At 70.0% G+C, this 24,374-nt stretch carries 20 protein-coding genes; 4 read left to right on the top strand and 16 right to left on the bottom strand.

Features of this window, described 5'->3' with window-relative positions; translation table 11 throughout:
* Positions 1-35: 35 nt before the first annotated feature.
* The 6 genes from AB0O65_RS04765 to truB form a co-directional block, all read right to left on the bottom strand.
* A complete protein-coding gene (locus AB0O65_RS04765) occupies positions 36-1,064 on the bottom strand; it encodes an ATP-dependent 6-phosphofructokinase (protein WP_071642302.1) in 1,029 nt (342 codons plus the stop codon).
* A gap of 223 nt (positions 1,065-1,287) precedes the next feature.
* Positions 1,288-3,432: a DEAD/DEAH box helicase gene (locus tag AB0O65_RS04760; RefSeq protein WP_363383370.1), complete on the bottom strand. Its 2,145-nt coding sequence runs from the start codon at positions 3,430-3,432 to the stop codon at positions 1,288-1,290.
* A gap of 196 nt (positions 3,433-3,628) precedes the next feature.
* Positions 3,629-4,576 (bottom strand): bifunctional riboflavin kinase/FAD synthetase, encoded by a 948-nt coding sequence (locus AB0O65_RS04755; protein ID WP_071642298.1) that lies wholly within the window; start codon positions 4,574-4,576, stop codon positions 3,629-3,631.
* Complete coding sequence (locus AB0O65_RS04750; RefSeq protein WP_225211021.1) at positions 4,573-4,992, bottom strand: hypothetical protein; 420 nt, start codon at positions 4,990-4,992, stop codon at positions 4,573-4,575. Before AB0O65_RS04750 ends, AB0O65_RS04755 begins: the two co-directional genes overlap by 4 nt.
* A gap of 44 nt (positions 4,993-5,036) precedes the next feature.
* Positions 5,037-5,405 (bottom strand): hypothetical protein, encoded by a 369-nt coding sequence (locus tag AB0O65_RS04745; RefSeq protein ID WP_071642296.1) that lies wholly within the window; start codon positions 5,403-5,405, stop codon positions 5,037-5,039.
* Positions 5,402-6,295: a tRNA pseudouridine(55) synthase TruB gene (truB, locus tag AB0O65_RS04740; RefSeq protein WP_313478058.1), complete on the bottom strand. Its 894-nt coding sequence runs from the start codon at positions 6,293-6,295 to the stop codon at positions 5,402-5,404. Before truB ends, AB0O65_RS04745 begins: the two co-directional genes overlap by 4 nt.
* 73 nt (positions 6,296-6,368) lie before the next feature.
* Between truB and AB0O65_RS04735 the strand changes: the two genes are divergently transcribed.
* Positions 6,369-7,271: an A/G-specific adenine glycosylase gene (locus AB0O65_RS04735; RefSeq protein WP_363383367.1), complete on the top strand. Its 903-nt coding sequence runs from the start codon at positions 6,369-6,371 to the stop codon at positions 7,269-7,271.
* A 6-nt stretch (positions 7,272-7,277) separates the two neighbouring features.
* Here the strand turns inward: AB0O65_RS04735 and rbfA are convergent, their stop codons facing one another.
* The 4 genes from rbfA to nusA all read right to left on the bottom strand — a co-directional run bounded on the left by rbfA (position 7,278) and on the right by nusA (position 11,955).
* On the bottom strand, positions 7,278-7,706 hold the full coding sequence (gene rbfA, locus AB0O65_RS04730; protein ID WP_071642289.1) for a 30S ribosome-binding factor RbfA: 429 nt from the start codon (positions 7,704-7,706) through the stop codon (positions 7,278-7,280).
* Positions 7,707-7,772: 66 nt separating this feature from the next.
* Positions 7,773-10,544 (bottom strand): translation initiation factor IF-2, encoded by a 2,772-nt coding sequence (gene infB / locus AB0O65_RS04725; protein ID WP_313478052.1) that lies wholly within the window; start codon positions 10,542-10,544, stop codon positions 7,773-7,775.
* Between the two features lie 94 nt (positions 10,545-10,638).
* The gene (locus tag AB0O65_RS04720) at positions 10,639-10,842 is read right to left on the bottom strand and encodes a DUF448 domain-containing protein (protein WP_256221032.1); all 204 of its coding nucleotides are present in this window, start codon (positions 10,840-10,842) and stop codon (positions 10,639-10,641) included.
* 129 nt (positions 10,843-10,971) lie between these two features.
* Positions 10,972-11,955, bottom strand: a complete 984-nt coding sequence (gene nusA / locus AB0O65_RS04715) for a transcription termination factor NusA (RefSeq protein ID WP_071642282.1) — start codon at positions 11,953-11,955, stop codon at positions 10,972-10,974.
* 135 nt (positions 11,956-12,090) lie between these two features.
* On the opposite strand from nusA, the gene AB0O65_RS04710 reads away from it, so the two are divergent.
* Positions 12,091-13,449: an NAD(P)/FAD-dependent oxidoreductase gene (locus tag AB0O65_RS04710; RefSeq protein ID WP_363383364.1), complete on the top strand. Its 1,359-nt coding sequence runs from the start codon at positions 12,091-12,093 to the stop codon at positions 13,447-13,449.
* A 3-nt stretch (positions 13,450-13,452) separates the two neighbouring features.
* On the opposite strand, the gene AB0O65_RS04705 is transcribed toward AB0O65_RS04710, so the two are convergent.
* From AB0O65_RS04705 to AB0O65_RS04695, 3 genes are read right to left on the bottom strand one after another with little or no spacing between them, the layout of a single operon-like run.
* On the bottom strand, positions 13,453-14,502 hold the full coding sequence (locus AB0O65_RS04705; RefSeq protein WP_363383362.1) for a TIGR00730 family Rossman fold protein: 1,050 nt from the start codon (positions 14,500-14,502) through the stop codon (positions 13,453-13,455).
* Between the two features lie 42 nt (positions 14,503-14,544).
* A complete protein-coding gene (locus AB0O65_RS04700) occupies positions 14,545-16,299 on the bottom strand; it encodes a proline--tRNA ligase (RefSeq protein WP_071642275.1) in 1,755 nt (584 codons plus the stop codon).
* A gap of 43 nt (positions 16,300-16,342) precedes the next feature.
* The gene (locus AB0O65_RS04695) at positions 16,343-17,113 is read right to left on the bottom strand and encodes an isocitrate lyase/phosphoenolpyruvate mutase family protein (RefSeq protein ID WP_071642273.1); all 771 of its coding nucleotides are present in this window, start codon (positions 17,111-17,113) and stop codon (positions 16,343-16,345) included.
* 79 nt (positions 17,114-17,192) lie between these two features.
* On the opposite strand from AB0O65_RS04695, the gene AB0O65_RS04690 reads away from it, so the two are divergent.
* Complete coding sequence (locus tag AB0O65_RS04690) at positions 17,193-18,614, top strand: RNB domain-containing ribonuclease (protein WP_363383359.1); 1,422 nt, start codon at positions 17,193-17,195, stop codon at positions 18,612-18,614.
* Positions 18,615-18,808: 194 nt separating this feature from the next.
* Here the strand turns inward: AB0O65_RS04690 and AB0O65_RS04685 are convergent, their stop codons facing one another.
* Positions 18,809-19,666, bottom strand: a complete 858-nt coding sequence (locus tag AB0O65_RS04685) for a hypothetical protein (protein WP_363383357.1) — start codon at positions 19,664-19,666, stop codon at positions 18,809-18,811.
* A gap of 15 nt (positions 19,667-19,681) precedes the next feature.
* Positions 19,682-20,833, bottom strand: coding sequence for a flavodoxin-dependent (E)-4-hydroxy-3-methylbut-2-enyl-diphosphate synthase (gene ispG, locus AB0O65_RS04680; RefSeq protein WP_177243807.1), 1,152 nt, complete (start codon positions 20,831-20,833; stop codon positions 19,682-19,684).
* Positions 20,834-21,111: 278 nt separating this feature from the next.
* Here ispG and AB0O65_RS04675 point away from each other — a divergent pair, with 278 nt between their 5' ends.
* Entirely contained in the window at positions 21,112-22,992 is a 1,881-nt protein-coding gene (locus AB0O65_RS04675; RefSeq protein WP_363383355.1) for a chorismate-binding protein, read from the top strand.
* A gap of 28 nt (positions 22,993-23,020) precedes the next feature.
* On the opposite strand, the gene AB0O65_RS04670 is transcribed toward AB0O65_RS04675, so the two are convergent.
* Positions 23,021-24,334 (bottom strand): site-2 protease family protein, encoded by a 1,314-nt coding sequence (locus tag AB0O65_RS04670; RefSeq protein WP_313478031.1) that lies wholly within the window; start codon positions 24,332-24,334, stop codon positions 23,021-23,023.
* Positions 24,335-24,374: the final 40 nt, after the last annotated feature.

Raw genomic sequence — 24,374 nt, 5'->3', positions numbered from 1 at the left:
CATCCGACCGGGTGCCCGAGCGTCGTCTGCAGGGTTCAGCCGAACAGCGCGGCCGCTTCGTCGTAGCGGCTGCGCGGCACGGTGTTCAGCTCGCCCAGCGCCTCGGCGAACGGCACCCGGACGATGTCGGTGCCGCGCATGGCCACCATCTGCCCCCAGGCTCCGTCGACGAGGGCGTCGGCGGCGTGCAGGCCGAGTCGGGTCGCGAGGACCCGGTCGAACCCCGACGGGGATCCGCCGCGCTGGATGTGCCCCAGCACAGTCGATCGCGTCTCGATGCCGGTGATCCGCTCGATCTCCGGGGCGAGGATCTCGCTGATCCCGCCCAGGCGGGGGCGGTTGAACGCGTCGAGGCCCTTGTCGCTGTACGCCTCGTCCATGCCCTTGAGCGTGAAGCCCTCCGACACGACGACGAGCGGTGCGCGACCGCGGGCGGCGGCGCTGCTGACCAGCGAGCAGATCTCGTCCATCGACATCGGCACCTCGGGGATGCAGATGACGTGCGCGCCGGCCGCCATCCCGGCGTGCAGGGCGATCCAGCCCACGTGCCGGCCCATGACCTCGGCGACCATGCAGCGCTGGTGCGAGTCCCCGGTCGTGCGCAGGCGGTCCATCGCGTCGGTCGCGATGTTGACGGCGGTGTCGAAGCCGAACGAGTAGTCGGTCGCGCGCAGATCGTTGTCGATCGTCTTCGGCACGCCGAGCACGTTGATGCCGTCCTTGGCCAGACGGTCGGCGGCCGCGAGGGTCCCCTCGCCGCCGATCGCGACGATGCCGTCGATCCGGTGACCGTACAGGGTCTTGGCGATGTTCTCGGCTCCGCCGCGCGTGCCCTCGTACGGGTTGGTGCGGCTCGTACCGAGGATCGTGCCGCCGACCTTCGACAGGCCCTTCACCTCGTGGCGGGTCAGGGGGAAGAAGTCACCGTCGACGACGCCTCGCCAGCCGTCGCGGATTCCGACGAACTCGAGATCGTACGTCGTGGTGCCCTTGAGCACGATGCCGCGGATGACCGCGTTGAGGCCGGGGCAGTCGCCGCCGCTGGTGAGGATGCCGATCTTCATGCTGCTGCCTTCGTGCGTCAGGGGAACGGGTAGAAGAGGCGACACTGCCCGTTCTCGACCCTAGCGCTCCTCGGTGTCGAAAAGCCATTCCGCACGCGCGAAAACGAATGATCTTGCCAGCACTGTGGCCGCGATGCGGGATTCTTGGGCGGATCTCCGCAGAACAGACGAATGCGGGCGATAAGAATCAAAGTTCTTAACGCCCGCATCGGAGTGCACGGCCCTAGGAGCCGAGAGCCTCCCGCAGCAGGTGCATCAGCGCGGCCATCTGCACCGACTCGCCCGGCTCCTCGACGACGGCCTCACCGTCGAGGGCACGCGCGGCGAGCCCCTGCTTCTGGTCGATCAGCTCGGCGATCTTTGTGTCGATCGTGTGCGCGGCGATGATGCGCCACGCGGTGACCGGCTCATCCTGGCCGATGCGGTGCACGCGGTCGATCGCCTGGGTCTGCTCGGCCGCGGTCCAGCTCAGCTCTGCGAGCACGACGTTCGAGGCGACCTGCAGATTCACGCCGACTCCGGCTGCGGTGAGCGAGCACACCGCGACGCCCACCTCGGGGTCGGTGTTGAACGCATCGATCGCCTGCTGACGCACGGGCGTGGTCTGGTCCCCTCGGATCGACACCGACCTGATCCCCGCTGCGGCGAAGTGCGCCTCGGCCTGATCCATCACGTCGATGTGCTTCGCGAAGAACACGACCTTCCCGACCGACCGCTGCAGCTGCGCGGCGTAGTCTGCGGCCAGCAGCGCCTTCGCCTGCCCGATCCTGCGCACCATGGTGAACACGTTGTCACCACCCGCTCCGGCGGCCTTCGACTCCTCGAGCTCGTTGTGCGCGACCAGACGCACGATGTCCTCGTCGATCCGGGTCGACGCGGCCGGGCCGTGCGCAGCCGTGCGGGCTTCGACGATCCGGCGGTACTTCGCGGCCATCCGCTCACCCAGCTCACGCTCCGCCGCCCGGATGCCGCGGCCGAACTCGTCGTCCAGCTGCACCGGCAGATCGGCGATGAGCTTGTCGGGCAGGTCCGCGGCGACATCCTTCTTCTTCCGCCGCACGATGCCCATCGAGATCACGGCTTCGCGCGCCTCGGCGTAGAAGGACTTATCGGCAGGAGTCAGACCCGTGGCATCCAGCTTCGCCATCAGCTCCGGCTCGGGCTTCTCACCGTTCGTCCAGCCGAGGAAGCGCCAGATCGCGTCGAAGTCCTCGACGTCGTTGATCAGCGGGGTTCCCGTCAGAGCGAGCATCAGCGGCTTGCGCTCCCGGTCGCGGATGCGGGCCGCGAGGGCCAGCACGTTCTGCGAGCGCTGCGACGACAGGTTCTTGATGAAGTGCGCCTCGTCGACGACCATGCCCTTCAGGCCGATCGAGCCGAGCCACGACAGGTGCCGGTCGAGGATCTCGTAGTTGACGATGAAGACGTCCGCGAACGCGTCGATGTCGGTGCCGTCGCCCTGGATGACGGCGGCGCGACGCTGCGGCGTCCACCGCTCGACCTCGCGCGCCCAGTTCATCTTGACCACGTTCGGCACGACGACGAGCAGAGGGTAGGCGTTCGCGACCGAGGCGGCGAGCACCGACTGCGCGGTCTTGCCCAGGCCCGGCTCGTCGGCGAGCAGGAAGCTGCGATGCCCGGAGCGCACCGCCTCGACGAAGCGAGACTGGTGCACCATGACCTCGCGGCCCTTGGGCGAGATGTGGTCGTACTCGGGCGTCGGGGGCAGGTCCATCGTCGCCGCTCCCCCGCCGGCGCCGGATTCGAACGCCTTGTACAGCGGCCCCATCAGCTCCCACCCGTCGAGCCGCCGGCGTGGCACGGCCGCGGGCCGGGGGGTGAGGTCGGGGGCGAGGAACGGCGAAGCCAGCAGACGCGACTCGATCGACGGCGGGGTGACCTGCTTCTCGGCGAGAGCGGCCGGGACCACCGGGGTCTGCACGATCGGCGCGATGTCGGTGATCACCAGCTCCTCGGGTGCCAGCTCGGCCCCCGACTCCAGCAGCCAGTCGCGACGCATCCGCTTCGCGACGGGCGATGTGGCCTGGTCGGCTTCGAGCAGCTGGATCAGCGAGGTGTCGCGGGCGGCCGTCTTCGCGAGGATCGTGGCGACTCCGTCGAGCCGCTTGAGCAGCTCCGCGCGGGCGGCGTCGGTCACCTCAGGGTCGGCCTTCACCCTGGCGCGCTCCTCGCGCACCAGGAAAGCGATCACCTGGAACTTCACCCGGTTGGTCGGGCCCAGCTTGGCCCGCTGCGCCTTGGCCTCGATCTCGCGCACCTTGCGCGCGAGGATCGGGATCAGCGGCGCCTCTTCATCTCGACGGGACGTCCTCTTTCGCCGCTGGGCGGCGGTCGCCGTGCTCGGCATGCTCCTCCTGAGCGTGAGTGCCGAAGTGCCGAAGCGGCCTTCGGTTCGTTGCTGTCATCCGCGTGTGGCGCCAGCCAGGACCGTGCGGATCTCGGTGCTCGGCTGCACGCATACTGCGGCTGTCGACGAGCACTGCTAAGAGTTTAGGCCATCCGGCCCTCTCCGACCCAGATGATACGGCGAGTCGCCTGCCGGATCAAGCGATGCCGAGCCGCTCACGGGCAACCGACACGTCATCCGCCATCTGCGCGATGAGCGCATCCATCCCCTCGAACGCCACCATCCCGCGCAGGTGGTCGGTGAACTCGACGGTCACGCGATGCCCGTACAGATCGAGTCCGGTCTCGTCGAGCACGTGCGCCTCCACCTGGCGGCGCTCGACGTCGTCGAACGTGGGATTGGTGCCTACCGAGATCGCGGCGGGATGGCGGATGCCCGTGGCGTGGTCGTGCAGCCAGCCCGCGTACACTCCGTCGGCCGGGGCCAGGGCGTCGATCATCTCCGACAGGTTGGCGGTCGGGAACCCGAGCTCGCGGCCGCGCTTGAGTCCGTGCACGACCTCGCCGCTCACGGTGACCGGCCGACCGAGCACGCTCGCCGCCTGCGCGACGTCGCCCGCGGCGAGCAGCTCGCGCACCCACGTCGACGACACCCGGCGGCCACCGCCTTCGGGAGTGACGTCGTCGACCACGTCGACGGTGAAGCCGTGCTGCGGACCGAGTCTGTGCAGCAGGTCCGGATCGCCCGCACCTCCCCGGCCGAAGCGGAAGTCCCGGCCGACGAGGATCATGGCCGCGTGCAGGGAGTCGACCAGGATGTCGCAGACGAAGTCCTCCGCCGGCAGGGATGCCAGCGCGCGGTCGAATGTCAGCACGAGCGTCGCGTCGAGATCGAGTTCTCCGAGGAGCTCGACCTTGCGCTCGGTGCCGACGACGTTCTCCGGGCACAGCTCGGGGCGCAGCACCTCGAGCGGATTGCGGTCGAAGGTCACGGCGACCGTGCGGGCGCCGATGGCGCGGGCGTCCTCCCGCATCCGCTCGATGACGGCTCGGTGTCCGACGTGCACGCCGTCGAACTTGCCGATCGCCACGACGCAGGGACCGAAGTCGGCAGGAACCTCAGCCGGATCACGGAAGACGATCATGCGGCCTCCGCCTGAGGGCGGTGCGTGCGCAGCCACCACAGGCCGAACACGGGCAGCACGAGCGGCACGAAGAGGTAGCCCATGCCGAAGTACGACCAGACGCTGTCGTGGCCGAACAGCGACGGCACCAGCAGGCTGAGCGCGCCGACCACGAGCACGCCGGTCAGCTCGAACACGATCGCCACCCAGGCGACCGTGTACCAGCCGCGCCGGCGGGCGAGCACCAGGGCGAGCGTCGCCAGGATGTACACCGCTGCCGCGAGCGCCGAGAGGCTGTACGCGAGGGGTGCCTCGTCGAAGCGGCGGACGATCTGGACGAAGCTGCGACCGGTGGCCGCCAGCGCCATCACGGCGTAGACGATGACGAGAACTCGGCCGATGCCCGTCATCCGGGCGCGCGAAACGGTGTGGGACATTGCGTCGTCCATCTTACGCGCGACGACGGCCCTGACCGGCGCGGTCACGCGACCTGGATCGTCCAGATGGCGTTCATCCGCCAGAGCATGATCGCCAGCGACAGGCCGATCACCCCGAGGATGACCGTGCTCCACCGCGTGCGGTCGAGCAGGGCCCATGCCGCACCGCCGATGGGCAGCAGGACGGCCGAGACGAGGTACACCCAGAACTCGAGCAGGTCGCCGGTGGGCGGGTTGCCCGCCAGCGGGGCGATGATCGCCATGATCACCTGCACGATGAGCAGCAGCTCGACCAGCAGCAGGCTGCCGACGGTCCAGTCGCTCGGACGACGTCCGGCGAGTCCGGCGATGAGGCAGAACACCCCGGCGGCGCACGCGACGGCGATCTGGGTGATGGTGAACCACAGGATCATCGCTGCCCCTCCGGCATGTTCATGGCGCTCTTGATGTCCTTTCCTCGAGCCTCGACGACGCCGACGAGCAGGCCCTCGGGGTCGATCGCGGCGACCTCCGGTCCCGCCAGCCGCCCGGCCTGCCCCTGCAGGCGTTTGCCATGGCGCAGGTCGGTCGCCTCGTCTGCCGTCACCGGCAGCACGGGCATCGTGCGCGCTGCCGCCTCGGCGGGGGTCAGCGTCCGCGCATCGGAGAGCGCGTCGATCCCGACCGCGTCGGCGATGGCGAAGCCGCCCACCCGGGTGCGCCGGAGCACCGTGAGGTGGCCTCCGACGCCGAGCGCCGCGCCGAGATCCCTGGCGAGGGCGCGGATGTAGGTTCCCGAGGAGCAGTCCACGACGACGTCGACGTCGACGACGCCGTCCTCGCGCCTGATGTCGATCACGTCGAAGCGCGAGACGGTCACCTGCCTGGCCGCGAGCTCGACCTCTTCGCCGGCCCGAACGCGGTCGTAGGCGCGCCTGCCGTCGACCTTGATCGCCGAGACCGAGCTCGGCACCTGAGAGATCGCGCCGGTGAGGGCGGCGATGCCCGCGGCGATGCCTGCGTCGGTCACCGCGTCGAGGGCACCGGCCTCGACGCGCTCGACGATCTCGCCCTCGGCGTCGTCCGTGGAGGTGCGCATGCCGAGCCGGATCGTCGCGGTGTAGGTCTTGTCGGCGCCGACGATGTAGGTGAGCAGCCGGGTGGCCCCCTCGATGCCGATCACCAGCAGCCCCGTCGCCATCGGGTCGAGCGTCCCGGCGTGCCCGATCTTGCGCGTGCCGAAGGCCCGTCGTGTGCGGGCGACCACGTCGTGACTGGTCAGCCCGCCGGGCTTGTCGACGAGCAGGATGCCGGGTGAGACCATTCCTCAAGCCTAGAGCGTGCGCCTCGGTGCGCCGACGGGACGAGCGGGGATGCCGTCGGCATAGGCTGGTCGGATGCTCGCGCCCTCATCGACGCCCGCGCCCGTGTGGCGTGGCGAGCTGCTGGACTGGTACGCGGCGACGGCACGTGACCTGCCCTGGCGGCGCGCGGAGTTCGCTGCGGATCACGGCGCCTGGGGAACCCTGGTGAGCGAGTTCATGCTGCAGCAGACGCCGGTGGCCCGGGTCATCCCGCACCTGGAGGCGTGGCTGCGCCGCTGGCCGACCCCGTCTGCGATGTCGAACGCCACCCCCGCGGAGGTCGTGCATCAGTGGTCCAACCTCGGCTACCCGAGGCGCGCGCTGTGGCTGCACCGGGCGGCGCTGGAGATCGTGGAGCGCCACGGCGGCGTCGTGCCCCGCGACGTGCCCGCGCTGCTGGCTCTGTCGGGGATCGGCGAGTACACCGCCCGGGCGGTGGCCGTCTTCCACTACGGAGAGCGGCACCCGGTGGTCGACACGAACACGCGGCGCGTCATCGCGCGGGCCGTCGACGGCCGCTCCCAGCCCGGCCCGCCCGCGAAGCGGGATCTCGCGCGGATGGCCGAGCTGCTCCCCGACGATGTCGAGGAGTCGACCATCTTCAACGCCGCCATGATGGAGCTCGGCGCGGTGGTCTGCACGGCGCGTGCGCCGAGATGCGAGGTGTGCCCGCTGGCATCCGGATGCGCGTGGCTGACCGCAGGGCGACCGGACACCGGTGACACGCGTCGTCGGCAGGCGCGCTTCGAGGGATCGGACCGTCAGGCGCGCGGGGCGGTGCTCCGCGTGCTGCGCACCGCTGAGGACCATCGCCGGGCGGCCGATGAGGTCGTCGCCGACTGGCCCGATCCCGCCCAGCGCGACCGCGCGATCGACTCGCTCATCGCCGACGGCCTCGTCGAGGCCGTCGGCGGAACGCTCATGCTCCCCCGCTGATCGGGATCAGTCCTCGTCCTCGTCGTCGCGCCGGTACGGGTCGGCGTCACCGGCGTGCGTCGCCGACGAGGCCAGCTTGGCCACCTCGGCGTCGCGCTCACGCGCTTCGCGCAGAAGGTCGGCGATGTGTCCGGCGCTCTCCGGCAGCGCGTCCGGGATGAACTCGAGCGTGGGCACGAGCCGCACGTTCAGCTGACGCCCGACCTCCTTGCGCAGCAGCCCGGTCGCCGAGGTGAGTGCGGCGCCGCTCGCCACGCGCTCCTCATCCGTGCCCAGCACGGTGTAGAACACGGAGGCGTGCTGCAGGTCGCCCGAGACGCGCACCTCCGTGATGGTCACGAACCCGAGACGCGGATCGCGCAGTCCCTTCTCGAGACGCTCGGCGAGGATGACGCGGATGCGATCCGCGAGTCGTGCCTGTCGTTCTCCAGCCATGTTCCTATCCCCTCTGAGGACGAATGAGGGGCGCCTCGCGGCGCCCCTCACATCGTACGGATTCGATCAGCCGCGAGGCTTCTCGACGAGCTCGGTCGTCTCGATCTCGTCGCCGATCTGGATGTCGTTGTACTTGCCCAGGCCGATACCCGCCTCGAAGTCCGTGCGGACCTCGGTGACGTCGTCCTTGAAGCGGCGCAGCGACTCGATGGCGAGGCCATCGGCGATGACGACGCCGTCGCGGATGACGCGTGCCTTGGCGTTTCGGGTGATCGTTCCGGAGCGGACGATGACACCGGCGATGTTGCCGAACTTCGAGGAGCGGAACACCTCGCGGATCTCGGCGACACCCGACTTGACCTCTTCGTACTCCGGCTTGAGCATGCCCTTGAGCGAGCTCTCGATCTCGTCGATCGCGGAGTAGATGACCGAGTAGAACCGCACGTCCACACCCTCACGGGCTGCGGCCTCACGGGCCTTCGGATCGGGGCGGACGTTGAAGCCCACGATGATCGCGTTGTCGATCGTCGCCAGGTTCACATCGGACTCGGTCACCGCACCGACACCGCGGTGGATGATGCGCAGCTGCACCGAGTCGTCGACCTCGATCTTGAGCAGCGACTCCTCCAGCGCCTCGACGGCACCGGACACGTCGCCCTTGATGATGAGGTTGAGCGTCTCGACCTTGCCCTCCTCGAGGGCTCGGGTGAAGTCCTCGAGCGAGATGCGCTTGCGGGCCTTGGCCAGCAGCGCGTTGCGCTGGACAGCCTCGCGCTTCTCGGCGATCTGACGCGCCATCCGGTCTTCCTCTGTGACGATGAAGACGTCGCCGGCGCGGGGCACGGAGTTCAGACCCTGCACCTGCACCGGACGCGACGGTGCGGCGTACTCCACCGATTCGCCGTTCTCGTCGAGCATGGCGCGCACCCGGCCGTAGGCGGTGCCGGCGACGATCGCGTCGCCGACACGCAGCGTTCCGGACTGGATGAGCACGGTCGCGACCGAACCACGGCCCTTGTCGAGCTTCGCCTCGATGGCGACACCACGGGCGGCCTTGTTCGGGTTGGCCGTGAGGTCGAGGCCGGCGTCAGCGGTCAGCAGGACGGCGTCGATCAGCTCCTGGATGCCGGTTCCCTGCCGCGCGGAGACATCGACGAACAGCACGTCGCCGCCGTACTCCTCGGCGACCAGTCCGTACTCGGTGAGCTGCTGGCGCACCTTGCCGGGGTTGGCCTCGGGCTTGTCGACCTTGTTGACCGCGACCACGATCGGGACACCGGCGGCCTGCGCGTGGTTCAGCGCCTCCACCGTCTGCGGCATGATGCCGTCGTCGGCGGCGACCACGAGGATCGCGATGTCGGTGACCTGCGCACCACGGGCACGCATGGCGGTGAACGCCTCGTGACCCGGGGTGTCGATGAAGGTCACCGCACGGTCGATGCCGTCGTGCTCGGTCCAGATCTGGTACGCGCCGATGTGCTGGGTGATGCCGCCGGCCTCACCCTCGATGACGTTGGACTGGCGGATCGCGTCGAGCAGACGGGTCTTACCGTGGTCGACGTGTCCCATGACGGTGACCACCGGCGGGCGGATCTCGAGGTCGTCGTCGCTCTCGGCGTCGAGCTCACCCTCCAGGTCGAGACCGAAGCCCTCGAGGAGCTCCTTGTCCTCGTCCTCGGGCGAGACCATCTGGATCTTGTAGCCCAGCTCCTCGCCGAGCACCTCGAAGGTCGCCTCGTCCAGGGACTCGGTGGCCGTGGCCATCTCGCCCAGGTTGAACAGGATGGTGACCAGGGTGCCGGGCTGGACGGTGTAGCCGTTCAGTGCTTCGAGCTTGTCCGCGAAGTCCGCGATGGATGCTCCGCGGCGGAGCCGGATGATCTCGCCGTTGCCCTTCGAGACGTTGACGCCGCCGACGACCGGCGCCGACCGCATCTCGAACTCTTGGCGCTTCGCCCGACGCGACTTGCGCTGCTTGCTCTTGCCGCCGCCCTTGCCGAAGGCACCGGCGGTGCCTCCGCCGGGGCCACGGCCACGGCCGCCACCACCGCCGGGACGACCGGCGAAGCCGCCACCGGGGCGCTGGAAGCCGCCGCCGGCACCGGGACCGCCACCGGCGCCGCCGGGACGGCCGGGACCGCCGGGACGCTGCTGGAACGGTGCGCCGGGACGACCGCCCTGACCACCGCGCGCACCTGCGCCGCCGGGACGGCCGGGGCGCGGAGCGCCCACGCGGGGAGAATCGGGTCGGGGAGCCTGCGGACGCGGGATGTTGCCCGGAGTCGGTCGCTGGCCCATGCCCTGCTGCGAGGCGAACGGGTTGTTGCCCGGACGGGGGCCCGCCGGACGCTGTCCCATGCCCTGCGCGGACGAGAACGGGTTGTTGCCGGGGCGCGGGGCACCCGGCTTGGGTGCACCGCCCGGCTTCGGGGCGCTGTCGCCGGCCGCGGGAGCGCTGCCGCCGGGCTTGGGAGCCGCGGGCTTCGCCGGTCCGGGCGTGGGTGCGCCCGAGGTCGCTGCGGGAGCAGCGGACTCGGTGGCGGGTGCGGCGGGCGCCTCAGCGGGGGCCGCCTTCTTGGCGGGTCCGGGCTTCGGGCCGGGGGTCGGCGCCTTCGGGGAAGCGGCGGACTTGGCCGCAGGCTTCGCCTCGGTCTTCTCTGCCGGCTTCGCGTTGGGGTCGGCCTGGATCGCGGCGCGCAGCTTGCGCGCCACCGGAGGCTCCACCGTCGAAGACGGACTCTTCACGAACTCGCCGAGCTCCTTGAGCTTCGCGAGCGCGAACTTGCTGTCGACGCCGAGTTCAGCGGCGATCTCGTGCACACGTGGTTTGGCAGCCACAATTCTCCTGTCTGGGTCGGTCCGCCCAGGCAGGGCAGACCACTAGTCGCGGACGGGTCTCATTTCGAGCCGTTCACTTTGTTTCCATAGCCGTTCAGCCTTTGTTCCGGTGGAAGTGCCGTTGGATGGTCTGCGCGTCCTCCGCCTCGGGGAATCCGATGGACGGCGGCACGCGGAGTGCTCGTGCGAAGGCCCGTCGCCGCAGAGCGGTGTCGAGGCACTCGAGCGACGGATGCAGCCACGCGCCCCTCCCTGGCAGAGCGGCCCGCTCGTCGACGACGAGCCGGTCGTTCTGCACGACCACCCTGATCAGGGCGGATCGAGAGGCACGACCGCGACAACCTACGCACGTTCGTACAGTGTCCATCTTACACCTCGGCGCATCGAGCGATGCCCGCCGCACCGCGGGCGAGCAGGTCGACGCCGCTCACTCCATGACGCTGTCGGGCTGGATGTCGATCTTCGCACCGGTGAGCTTGGCCGCGAGACGGGCGTTCTGGCCCTCCTTGCCGATGGCGAGCGACAGCTGGTAGTCGGGCACCAGGGCGCGCACGGCCTTGGTGCTCGCGTCCAGGACGAACGACGAGGTCACCTTCGCGGGCGACAGCGCGTGCGCGACGAAGGTGGCGAGATCGGGGTGGTGGTCGACGATGTCGATCTTCTCCCCCGCGAGCTCCTCGGTCACCGCACGGACGCGGCGACCCATCTCGCCGATGCACGATCCCTTGGCGTTCACCGACGGGTCGTTCGCCTTGACGGCGATCTTCGTGCGGTGCCCGGCCTCGCGGGCCAGCGACACGATCTCGACGAGGCCGCCGGCGATCTCGGGAACCTCGAGCGCGAACAGCTTGCGCACGAGACCCGGGTGGGTGCGAGAGACGGTGATCTGCGGGCCCTTGGCGCCCTTGGCGACGCTGGTCACGTACACGCGCAGGCGACGTCCGTGGGAGTAGTCCTCCCCCGGAACCTGCTCTTCGGGCGGGAGGATCGCCTCGACGGTGCCGAGGTCGACGTGGATCATGCGGGGGTTGGGACCCTGCTGGATGACGCCGGCGACGATGTCGCCCTCCTTGCCGCGGAACTCTCCGAGCACGGCGTCGTCGGCGATGTCGCGCAGACGCTGGCTGATCACCTGCTTGGCCGCGTAGGCGGCGATGCGGCCGAAGTTCTCGGTCACGACCTCCTCCTCGCCGATGATCGCGTCCTCCTCGTCGGTGACGGGCTGCAGCACGGCGACGTGGCCGGTCTTGCGGTCGAGTTCCACGCGCACGCCGGCCGGTACGGCTCCGTCTTCCGAGATGTGCTTGCCGTAGGCGGTGAGGATGGCCTGCTCGATGATCGACACGAGTTCGTCGAAGGGAATCGCCTTCTCCTTCTCGATTCCGCGCAGCAGTGCGAGTTCGATATCCATCAGCGGTCTCCTCTATTCAGCTCTCACCGCGGACAGACGCTCCGCGGACATCAGATAAGAATACCCGATCCTCCCTGGCTCGACGATGAGCCGGTCGTTCGCGGCACGGGGCCGAGGCACGCGATACTGAGAGCCATGGAGCGATTCGACACGGTCGTCGTCGGTGCCGGGATGGCTGGTCTCACGTCCGCGCGGATGCTCGCGGATGCCGGCCGCACGGTGGTCGTGCTCGAGGCACGCGACCGGATCGGCGGTCGGATGTCGACCGACCGCGGCGCGGGATTCCCCGTCGACCTCGGCGCCTCCTGGATCCACGGCATCCGTGATTCAGCGCTGTTCCAGCTCGTGCAGGCGCTGGGGATCCCGACAAGGGAGTTCACGGTGGGCAGCTTCCAGGTCGGCGGGCGGCCGATGGAGCACTTCGACGGCTCGGGCGAGCGGATGACAGCCGTGGAGGCCGCGCAGTGGGTGGCCGATGTGGAAGCGGTGGACCGGCAGCTGGTCGATGTGATCGCGCGCTCCTCCCCCGGCGAGAGCTACCTGGACGTCACCGAACGGGCGCTGGCTGCGTGCGGACTCGCCGCGGGACGGGTCGACGAGATCAGGGAGTTCTTCCGCCATCGCGTCGAGGAGCAGTGCGGGGCGTGGATCGGCGACCTCGACGCGCACGGCCTCGACGAGGACGCGATCGACGGCGACGAGGTCATCTTCCCGCGCGGCTACGACGAGCTGCCGCACCGCGTCGCCGCCGGTGTCGACGTGCGTCTCGCGCACACCGTGCACGGCGTCGAGCGGACGGCTGAGGGATGGCTCGTGCGCGGGGATGCCGGCGGGTTCGCCGCCGACGACGTGGTGATCACCGTGCCGCTCGGAGTGCTGCAGGCGGACACGATCCGCTTCGACCCGCCGCTTCCGCAACGGGCGGGCGAGAGCATCGCACGTCTGGGGATGGGGGTGTTCAACAAGGTCTTCGTGCAGTTCCCGGAGCGCTTCTGGGGCGACGAGACGTACGTGATCCGCGCACTCGGCGAGAGCGGTGAACGGTGGCATTCCTGGTACGACGTCTCCGCGATCAGCGGCATCCCGACTCTGCTCACCTTCGCGGCCGGCCCGCTCGGCCGCCGCATGCAGAGCCAGCCGGATGCCGAGGTCGTGGCAGACATCGTGCGCGCGCTGCGCGGGCTGTACGGCGACGCGGTGCGCGATCCCATCGCGTCGTGGGTCACCCGCTGGGGAGACGACCCGCACTCCCGCGGCTCGTACTCGCACCTGCCGATCGGCGCCACCCACGGCGACCACGACGCACTCGCGGGGCCGTTCCACGGCGGGCTCCGGTTCGCCGGCGAGGCGACCTGGGGCGAGGAGCCGGCCACCGTGGGTGGCGCGTACGCGTCAGGGCACCGGACGGCGGAGAGCATCCTCGCGCACCCGGTCGATCGGGCGGCGTTCGCCGCGGCCATCGTCGAGCGCGAACAGCAAGCGGCGACCGGCTGAGGATCAGCCCACGGAGGATCCGCCCGCGGAGGGCAGGTCGTTGATCGCTCGGATGAGGGCGTAGAGCTGACCGACGCTGCGCTGCTCGAGGTTCAACGCCAGGCGAGGCAGCTCGACGACGTCCCCGGCTGCGCGCTCGACATCGAGCGGCCCGGTGCGCTCGATGCGGCCGGAGGCGCACATGTGCCCGAACCGCTCGTTGAGGCTCTCGATCTCGGCATCCGTCGGCGCGTGCACCAGCCGCAGCACCAGCACGTCGTCGACCCAGCGAAGCGAGTCGTAGTTGCTCCAGAAGCCGGTGACGCTGGCCGCCGCCTCCTCCACCGAATCGGTGATCAGCACGCGGTCGAGGTCGTGCGGCGAGATCACCCCTGCCGGGGTGAGGTACTCGTCGACGAAGCGCCGCAACCCGCTCCAGAAGGTGCCCTTCGGGGCATCCAGCAGCACGATCGGCGTCGGCTCCGCCTTGCCGGTCTGCTGCAGGGTGAGCAGCTCGAACATCTCATCCATCGTGCCGAACCCGCCCGGCAGACAGATGAAGCCGCGTGACTCCTTGATGAGCATCAGCTTGCGGGTGAAGAAGTACTTCATCGAGACGACCTGCGTGCTCTCCGCGACGATCGTGTTCGCGCGCTCCTCGAACGGCAGCCGGATCGACACGCCGAGGGACATCTTCGACCCCGCTCCCTCGGCCGCCGCCTGCATGATCCCCGGCCCGGCCCCCGTCACCACCATCCACCCGTCATCGGCCAGCGCCGACGCGACATCTCGCGCCTGCAGGTAGAGCGGGTCGTCCTCGGCGGTGCGCGCCGATCCGAAGACCGTCACCTTCGGCACGTGGTGGAAGGGCTGGAACAGCAGGAACGCCTGGTGCATCTCCTGCAGCGCCGCCGAGGCGATCTTCAGATCGAGACGGTCGGTGTTCTCGACGCCGAGCGACAGCGAGGTCTGCAGCAGGCGCGTGATGAGCCCTCGCTCCGCACGGATGCCTGCCTTGTCGAGAAGCGCGGTGAGCTCGTGGCGCAGATCGTCGTTCAGCGTGGCATCCGTCATGCCTCCACCCTGTCACAGCCGCCCACGGGCGGCCGCGACAGCTCAGCGGGTGAGTCGCGAGACGACCTCATCGGCGGAGAGCGACTCCCGCTCGCCGGTGGCGCGGTCCCAGAGCTCCACCTGGCCCTCCGCGGCGCCTCGACCGACGATCACGATCTTGGGCACTCCGACGAGCTCGGCATCGCCGAACTTCACTCCGGGCGACACCTTCACGCGATCGTCGTAGAGCACGTCGAGGTGGGCCGTCTCGAGCTGGTTCGAGATGCGCTCCGCGACGTCGAACGCGACCTGGTCGCGTCCGGCCGCGACGACCTGGACGTCGAACGGGGCGACGGACGCGGGCCAGATCAGGCCCCGCTCATCGTTGTTCAGCTCGGCGATGATCGCCAGGATGCGCGTGACGCCGATGCCGTACGAGCCCATCGTCACCGTGACGAGCTTGCCGTTCTGGTCGAGCACCTTCAGCCCGAGCGCCTCGGCGTACTTCCGCCCGAGCTGGAAGACGTGCCCGATCTCCATCCCGCGAGCAAGCGACACCGGACCGGAGCCGTCGGGTGCGGGGTCGCCGTCGCGGACGTTCGCGATCTCCACGGTGCCGTCGGCGGTGAAGTCGCGCCCGGCGACGACCGTGTGCGCGTGCTTCTGGTCGATGTTGGCGCCGGTGATCCATCGGGTGCCGTCGGCCACCCGGGGGTCGACGAGGTACCGGATGCCCGTCGCGGACTCCTCACCGAGCACCGGCCCGGTCTCGGACCACGGGCCGATGTAGCCGCGCACGAGCAGCGGATGCCGCTCGAAGTCGGCATCCGTCGCCGCCTCGACCTCGGCCGGCGCGAACGCCACCTCGGCGCGCTTGAGATCGACGTCGCGGTCGCCGGGGATGCCGACGACCACCAGTTCCCGTGAGCCGTCGAGGTGTGTGAGGGCGAGCACGACGTTCTTCAGCGTGTCGGCCGCGGTGTACTCGCCGTCGAGCACCGCATTGCAGTGCGCGACGAGCGTGTCGATGGTGGGGGTGTCCGGAGAGTCGAAGATGGTCGCCGGCTGCACACCCTCCCAGCCGACGGCCTCCGGAGCGGTGGTGGTGTAGGCCTCGACGTTGGCCGCGTAGCCGCCTTCGCTGCGCACGAAGGTGTCCTCGCCCACCGGTGTCGGGTGCAGGAACTCCTCGCTGCGCGAGCCGCCCATCGCGCCGGCGTCCGCCTGCACGATCGCGTACTCGAGGCCGAGTCGCTGGAAGATGCGCTCGTACGCATCGCGCTGGGCCATGTAGCTGGCGTCGAGCCCCTCATCGGACGCGTCGAACGAGTAGGCGTCCTTCATCGTGAACTCGCGACCGCGCAGCAGGCCGGCGCGCGGCCGGGCCTCGTCACGGTACTTGTCCTGGATCTGATAGATCGTCAGGGGGAGGTCCTTGTACGAGGAGTACAGGTCTTTCACGAGCAGGGTGAACGCCTCTTCGTGGGTGGGGGCGAGCAGATAGTCGCCGCCCTTGCGGTCCTGCAGACGGAACAGCAGATCGCCGTACTCGTCCCACCGACCGGTGGCCTCGTACGCCTCGCGCGGCATGAGCGCGGGGAAGTGCACCTCCTGGGCGCCGGCCGCAGCCATCTCCTCGCGGATCACCGTCTCGATCTTCGCCTTCACCCTCAGGCCCAGCGGCAGCCACGCGAAGATGCCCGCCGCCTGCGGGCGGATGTAGCCGGCCCGGATCAGCAGACGGTGGCTGGCGACTTCGGCGCCGGCCGGGTCTTCACGGAGCGTGCGGAGGAAGAAGTTCGAGAGACGAGTGACCACGGGTCAAGTGTAGTGACCCGCGGTCACCCGTCCCGGCGGTCACTCAGTTCAGGGCGCGGGTGCCCTCGGGGATCACGCCGTTGGCGTACAGGTCGGTGGCGAGGTCCTGCAGAGCGGTGAGCGCGACCCGCTGCGTGGTGGGCCCGTACGAGATGCGCGAGACGCCCAGCGCCTCGTACTCGGCTGCGGTGAGCGCGCCCGGCAGTCCGATGACGCTGACCTTGTTGCGCCCGATCCCGTCGACGAGGGTGCGGGTGGCGTCGGCGTCGAGCACGCCGGGCACGAAGACGGCGGTGGCGCCGGCCTCGATGAATGCGCGGCCCCGCGCCACGGCATCCGACAGCTTGTCGGCGAGCGGCTTGTCGCCGCCGCGGACGATGGCGTCGGTGCGTGCATTGAGCGCGAACGGCACGCCCTCCGCCTCGGCTGCCTTGACGATCGCCTCGACCTTGGCCACGGATTCTTCGAACGGCGCCAGGCGGTCCTCGATGTTGGCGCCGACGACACCGACGCCGATCGCGAGCCGGGTGGTCTCACCGGCGTCGTCGTAGCCGTCGTCCAGGTCTGCAGTGACCGGGAGGTCGACGCCCGCGGCGATGCGACCGACGAAGTCGATCATGATGTCGCGCGGGATCTGCCCGTCGGCGTAGCCGAAGGTCGCCGCGATCGAGTGGCCCGCGGTCGCGAGGGCCGTGGTCTCGGGCAGCGCGGCGATCGCCTTCGCCGAGACGACGTCCCAGATGTTGACCACGCGCAGGATCTCCGGCGCTTCGTAGAGTTCGATGAGGGTGCGGGCTTTGTCAGCGTTCGTCATGCCCTCACGCTAATGCGCGTGCGCCGGTGCGGGGCCGCTGTTACCCGAGGTTGCGCGGGGCCGTGCGTAGGGTGGGAGCATGCCTCAGCGTCGATCCCACGTCTCGTCCTCCGCCGCGCAGAGCCAGCTCGCCGAGGTGCTGGCCACACTGCGTGAGGGGATCGAGGCGCCCGTCGAGTTCCCGCCCGAGGCGATCGCGGAGGCGCAGGCTGCGAGCGCGGCGACGCCGGGCCTGGATCTGCGCGACGTGCCGTTCGCCACTCTCGACCCGCTCGGCTCGAAGGATCTCGATCAGGCGTTCCATCTCGCCCGCGCAGGGTCGGGGTATCGGGTGCGGTACGCGATCGCCGACGTGCCCGGCTTCGTGACTCCCGAAGGCGCTGTCGACGCCCAGGCCCGCCTGCGCGGACAGACCCTCTACCTCGCCGACGGGAACATCCCGCTGCATCCCCGGGTGCTGTCGGAGGATCGCGCATCGCTGCTTCCGGATGCCGAGCGCCCGGCGCTCGTCTGGACGTTCTCGCTCGACGCCGAGGGCTCGAGGACGGATTTCCGACTCGAGCGCGCGCTGATCCGCTCGCGCGCGCAGCTGGAGTACGTCTCGGCACAGGCATCCGCAGACCGAGGTGAGGACGAGCATCTGGCGCTGCTGCGCGAGATCGGCGAGCTGCGCCGTGCGCGCGAGGCCGAGCGCGGCGGCGCGAGCCTGAACCTCCCCGATGAGGAGGTCGTGCTGCGCGCAGATGGCCACTACGACATCGAGCGCCGCCATCCGCTGCAGATCGAGGACTGGAACGCGCAGCTGTCTCTCATGACCGGCATGGCCGCGGCCGAGCTGATGATCGATGCGAAGGTCGGCGTGCTGCGCACCATGCCGCAGCCCGACGACGCCGCGTTCGAGCGCTTCCGGCGACAGACTCAGGCCCTCGGTCGGCCGTGGATCTCCGGTCGGTACGGCGAGTACCTGCGCGCACTCGACAAGGCCGATCCGCTCACTCTGCCGGTGCTCGAGGCCGCGGCATCGCTGTTCCGCGGGGCGGGTTACGTCACGTTCGACGGCGAGCTGCCCGCAGGCGATCTCTCGCAGGCCGCGATCGGCGCGCCCTACGCCCATGCCACGGCTCCGCTGCGTCGGCTGGTCGACCGGTGGTCGCTGGCGATCTGCCTCGCGGTGTCGGAAGGCCGCCCCGCACCGGAGTGGGCACGCGAATCGCTTGCCGAGCTGCCGGGCCTGATGCAGCAGTCGGCGCAGCGGGCGTCGACGCTGGGTGCCGAGACGATCAACCGGGTCGAGGCCGCGCTGCTGCAGCCGCTCATCGGTCAGACGATCGAGGCGACCGTCATCGAGCTGCGCGGCGAGGATCGCGCGGCCGTGCAGATCGCTCATCCGGCGGTGACGGCGACCGCACCCGTGCCGGCCGGGACGGCGCCCGGGTCGTCGGTGCGACTGCGTCTGGTGGCTGCCGACGTCACGGATGGCGCGGTGGAGTTCGCCGCCTGAGCTGTGCGCACGAGCTGACCGTCAAGACCGGCGGAGCCGCGTGCGCAGGAGCCGGCGGTGCCGCGTGCGCAGAGTCCGGCTGGTCCCGTTCGGCCGCCTCCGCGCGCCCGATGCGGCCATCTGGGCCCACCCGGGGAGGAGGATTCGCGCGCCCGCCCTCGGCGCGTTCTGCCCGTGGTCGCAGACCGCCCGGTTCAGGGGGCGGGAACCGCCGTCGTCGTCATGACGAGCAGCTGCGGATCGCGGAGATCGAGCGACACCGAGATCGACGCGAACTCCGCCAGTGAGCGCACGTGCGTTCCCCCGCAGAGGAAGCCGACCTCACCCTCGGGCAAGGTGCAGCGCCAGGTGCGGCGATCGATGATGCTCGGGCCCTCGACCTCGATGCGGCTCTCCCGTGCCGAGGCGACCCAACCCGCGAGGATCTCGTTGATCCGCGTCTCACGCTGGTCGAGCGTGGCGGCGAATCCCTCGGAATCGAAGCCGGCCTTGCGCAGGCTCTTGCCCAGGCGGTACTCGTCGACGCTCCCGTCGGCGTGGATGCGGCTGGACTGGTTGGCCCTGCCCTCGAAGTCGGGACTGCCGAGCGGGTCGGTGCCGATCTGCTTGCGCCACAGGTCGGCGAGCGCCGCGTCGAGGGCGAGGGATGCCAGATGGCACGCGGTGTGCCCTCTGCTCAGAGCGTGCCGGTGATCGGCATCCACGGTCAGGGTGACCCGAGCGCCGACAGCGATGCCCGCGGGAATCGCGCCCTCGGTCCGATGGCCGACCATCCACGTCCAGCCCTCGCCGCCGCGCTTGACGGGAATGTCGGACCCGACGGCCAGCGCCCCTTCGTCGCTGATGGCGGCCATGACGGCCTCGGCGACGCGCAGCTGCACGTCACCGACGGTGATGCCGCCGGAGTCGCCCGGCTGGTCGGGCCAGGTGTGATCGACCGGATGGAACGGGGTCGCGTCGACCACGACGATCGAGGCGGCCTGATCGACGAGCAGCACCTCGCCCTCGCCGCTCAGTGCGCCATCGGGGAACGAGACACGCGTCGACTGCATGGACTTCCTGTCGGGTCAGCCGGTGATGACCTGGGCGGTGCCGAGCGGGGCATCGGAGCCCATCTCGGCGGCGATGCGATTCGCCTCTTCGATGAGGGTGGCGACGATGTCGGCCTCGGGCACGGTCTTGATGACCTCTCCCTTGACGAAGATCTGACCCTTGCCGTTGCCCGATGCGACACCGAGATCGGCCTCGCGCGCCTCGCCCGGACCATTCACGACACAGCCCATCACGGCGACGCGCAGCGGCACCGTCATGTCCTTCAGGCCTTCGGTGACGTCGTCCGCGAGGGTGTACACGTCGACCTGGGCGCGACCGCACGAGGGGCAGGAGACGATCTCGAGCTTGCGCTCTCGCAGGTTCAGCGACTGCAGGATCTGGTGCCCGACCTTGACCTCTTCGGCCGGCGGCGCCGACAGCGAGACGCGGATCGTGTCGCCGATGCCCTCGCCCAGCAGGATGCCGAACGCCGTGGCGCTCTTGATGGTGCCCTGGAAGGCAGGACCCGCCTCGGTGACCCCGAGGTGCAGCGGCCAGTCACCTCGTTCGGCGAGCTGACGGTAGGCCTTCACCATGACGACCGGGTCGTTGTGCTTGACCGAGATCTTGAAGTCGTGGAAGTCGTGCTCCTCGAACAGCGATGCCTCCCAGACGGCGCTCTCCACGAGAGCCTCGGGCGTCGCCTTGCCGTACTTCTGCAGCAGGCGCGGATCGAGCGAGCCGGCGTTCACGCCGATGCGCAGCGACACGCCCGCAGCCTTCGCCGCAGCGGCGATCGCACCCACCTGGTCGTCGAACTTGCGGATGTTGCCGGGATTGACGCGGACTGCGCCGCAGCCGGCGTCGATCGCCTGGAAGACGTACTTCGGCTGGAAGTGGATGTCGGCGATCACCGGGATCTGGCTCTTCTTCGCGATGATGTGCAGCACGTCGGCGTCATCCTGCGAGGGCACCGCCACGCGGACGATCTCGCAGCCGGATGCCGTGAGCTCGGCGATCTGCTGCAGTGTGCCGTTGATGTCGGTCGTCTTCGTCGTCGTCATCGACTGGACGCTGACGGGAGCGTCACCGCCGACGAGCACCTTGCCGACCCGGATCTGGCGGGACTTGCGACGTGGGGCGAGGACTTCGGGGACGCGCGGCATCCCAAGATTCACTGCAGGCACCCGTCAAGGCTACCGCCGCCCGATCGGGGTCGGCTGGATGTCGGCTGCTCCGTGTCCGATCGTCGTGTGCACCCCCACCCTTCTGAGCCGACGAAGGGCGGTCCGGTCCGTCACGCGCCGGATCACGCACCTTGCGATGTGCTAATTTCACGGTATGTCCGCGACCCGCACCTGGTGGCCCGCCTACTAGGCGGTGATTCGCGTACCCACGAGATCAGACCGCCTTCCGGGGCGGTCTTTTTCTTGCCCGCACCGGATCCCCGACCGAGGAGACACCGATGACCGCAGTTCCGCTCACCCGACTGGCAGAGCTCACGGCCGACCACGACGCGTCGTTCGTGCTGATCGCCCGTGAGGGCGGCATCGACCTGCTCACCGGAGACATCGTCGATGTGGCCCGTCTGGCCGACATCCCGCTCGCCGGTCCAGACGGCGCCCGCGAGGTGTTCACCATGGTGCCGTATCACCAGGTGCGCGAGCGCGGATTCGAGGCGCACGACGATGGCACTCCCCTGCGCTGCCTGCTCGTCACCGAGCATCTGACGCTCGCCCCGGACGGGCTGATGAACGCTCTGCCCCAGGCCCCGATCCCGCTGAGCGACGGCGGGTTCGACATCTCCGACGAGGAGTACGCCGAGATCGTCGAGCGCGTCATCGTCGACGAGATCGGTCGCGGCGAGGGCGCGAACTTCGTGATCCGTCGCGACTACCGCGCGACGTTCGACGCCGACGACCGCACCGCCGCGCTCACCTGGTTCCGCGCGCTGCTCGCGCACGAGCGCGGCGCGTACTGGACGTTCGCCGTCATCACCCCCGGGCACATCGCCGTCGGCGCCAGCCCCGAAGCACACGTCGTCGCGCGCCACGGCGTCGTGACGATGAATCCCATCTCGGGCACCTTCCGCCACCCGGCGGGCGGCGCGACCCGCGAGTCGCTGACCGAGTTCCTCTCCTCCACCAAGGAGACCGAGGAGCTGTTCATGGTCGTCGACGAAGAGCTGAAGATGATGAGCCAGGTCTGTTCGGACGGCGGCCGCATCACCGGACCGCATCTGAAGGAGATGTCGAGGCTCACCCACACCGAGTACATGCTGCGGGGGCGCAGCCGACTGGATCCGCGCGACATCCTGCGCGAGACGATGTTCGCCCCCACTGTCACCGGATCGCCCATGCAGAACGCGTGCGCGGTGATCCGCAGGCACGAGCGGTCCCCGCGCGGCTACTACTCGGGCGTCGCCGCGCTGTTCACCCCGAACGCCGAGGGCGGACACGACCTGGACGCGCCGATCCTCATCCGCACCGTCTACCTCGGCGACGGTCGGCTGCGCGTGCCCGTCGGCGCGACCCTGGTGCGCCACTCCGATCCGCACGGCGAGGTCAGCGAGACGCACGGCAAGGCAGCCGGCGTGCTGGGCGCCATCGGCGCCATCCAGCGGGACACCGCTGCCGAGGCGAGAGACGACGACGCGCCGGGCGAGGCTCGGCTGGCCGACGACCCCGAGATCGCCGCTCTCCTGGCATCCCGCAACACCCGCCTCGCGGACTTCTGGATGCAGCCGCAGGACACCCACCCGAGCGGCCGCTTCGCGGGCCGCAGCGCGCTGGTCGTCGACGCGGAGGACCGCTTCACCACCATGCTCGCGCACCAGCTGCGCCATCTGGGCCTCGACGTCGAGATCGCCGCCTGGGACGCCGTGACCGACAGCGCCATCGACGCCGCAGACCTCGTCGTCGCGGGTCCCGGGCCGGGCGATCCGCGCGACGCCGCGTCGCCGCGCATCGCGCGGATGCAGCAGGTCGTCTCCCGTCGCCGCGACGCGCGTGCACCGCTGCTCGCGGTGTGCTTGAGCCATCAGATCCTCGCCGACCGGCTCGGCATCGACCTGGTTCCGCTTGCCGCGCCGCATCAGGGCGTGCAGAAGACGGTTCCGGTCTTCGGGCGGGAGGCGTCGGTCGGCTTCTACAACACCTTCACCGCGCGGGTCGCGCCGGGTACGACGGCTGTGCCGGATGCCGAGGTGTCGGCGGATGCCCGCAGCGGCGACGTCTACGCGCTGCGCGGCGAGCGTTTCGCGTCGGTGCAGGGGCACCTCGAGTCGATCCTGTCGCGCGACGGCCTGCAGACGCTCGAGCGGCTCATCGCCCACGCCCTCGCCTGACGTCGGCCCGGCACAGCCCGGCTCGGTGTCAGCCCAGCAGGCTCATCGGCTTGACGAGGTCGGCGACGATCAGCAGAGCGCCCATGCCGATCAGCAGCACCGCGACGACGACGGTCACCGGAACCAGCCGGGTCGCATCGACGGGCTTCGGAGCGGGGCGCCGCGTGATCCTCGCCCACGCCCGCTTCACGCCCTCCCAGAGGGCGACGACGACGTGCCCGCCGTCGAGCGGCAGCAGCGGGATCAGGTTGAACACGAACAGCGCGATGTTCAGCGCCGCGAGCAGATTCATCAGCACGACCAGGCGGTTCAGCACGGGAGCGTCGGTCGCCGCCACCTCGCCAGCCAGACGCCCCACGCCGACCACGCTGAGGGGCCCGTTCGGGTCGCGCTCGGCGCCGGTCACCAGCGAGGCTCCGACGTTCCACAGCTTCGCGGGCAGGTTGACCACGAGTGACGCGACAGCGCCGGTCTGCTGGATCGCCAGCTCCGGACCCGTGCCGAGCGGCTGCGGCACGTACTCGCTCTGCGCGAAGATCCCCGCGTATCCCACCGTTCGGGTGATCGGCTCACCCTGATCGTCGAGCACCGGGCGCCCCTCGGCATCCACCTGCCCGCGCTCCGCAGCGACCGGTGTGAGCGTCAGATCCACCCGCTCGCCGGCGCGCTCGACGACGACGTCCAGCTGCTCGCCCGGCGAGCGCTGGATGATCGCGGAGGCCTCGGCGAACGTCTGCACCCGCTCGCCGCCGACGCTGATGAGCACGTCGCCGGCCCGCACACCCGCCTCGGCGGCGGGCGCGGCCGGGTCGTCACTCGCGCAGCTCTGCTGCGTCGTGCCGGCGGGCAGAACGCATTCGGTCACGGAGGCGACGGTCGTGCTCGCCTGCTGGATGCCGATTCCGGATGCCATGATCGTGAAGATCGCGATGGCGAGCACGAAGTTCATCGCCGGGCCGCCCAGCATGATGATCACGCGCTTCCAGACCGGCAGGCGATAGAACACCCGATCCTCGTCGCCGTCGGCGATCGTCTCGTCGTTGGCGCTGCGGGCATCCTGCACGAGAGAGGCGAACAGACCACGAGCCGGCGCGCTCTTCGTCGACGGCGGGTACATGCCCGACATCGAGATGAAGCCGCCGAGCGGCAGCGCCTTGAATCCGTACTCCGTCTCGCCGATCCGCTTCGACCACAGCCGCGGTCCGAAGCCGATCATGTACTGCCCGACGCGCACGCCGAACAGCTTCGCGGGCAGCAGATGCCCGACCTCGTGCAGTCCGATCGAGAGGCCGAGGCCGATCAGCATGAACACGACGCCGCCCAGGTACAGCAGGATCTCCACCCGTCCACGGTAGTGGCAGCTCTGAGGAATCCCCTGGATC

This window comes from Microbacterium sp. NPDC077391, assembly GCF_040686955.1.
In the GTDB taxonomy this organism is placed as follows: Bacteria; Actinomycetota; Actinomycetes; order Actinomycetales; family Microbacteriaceae; genus Microbacterium; species Microbacterium commune.
Note: the sequence above shows the minus strand (reverse complement) of the source record. Positions and strands in the feature narration are given on the sequence as shown.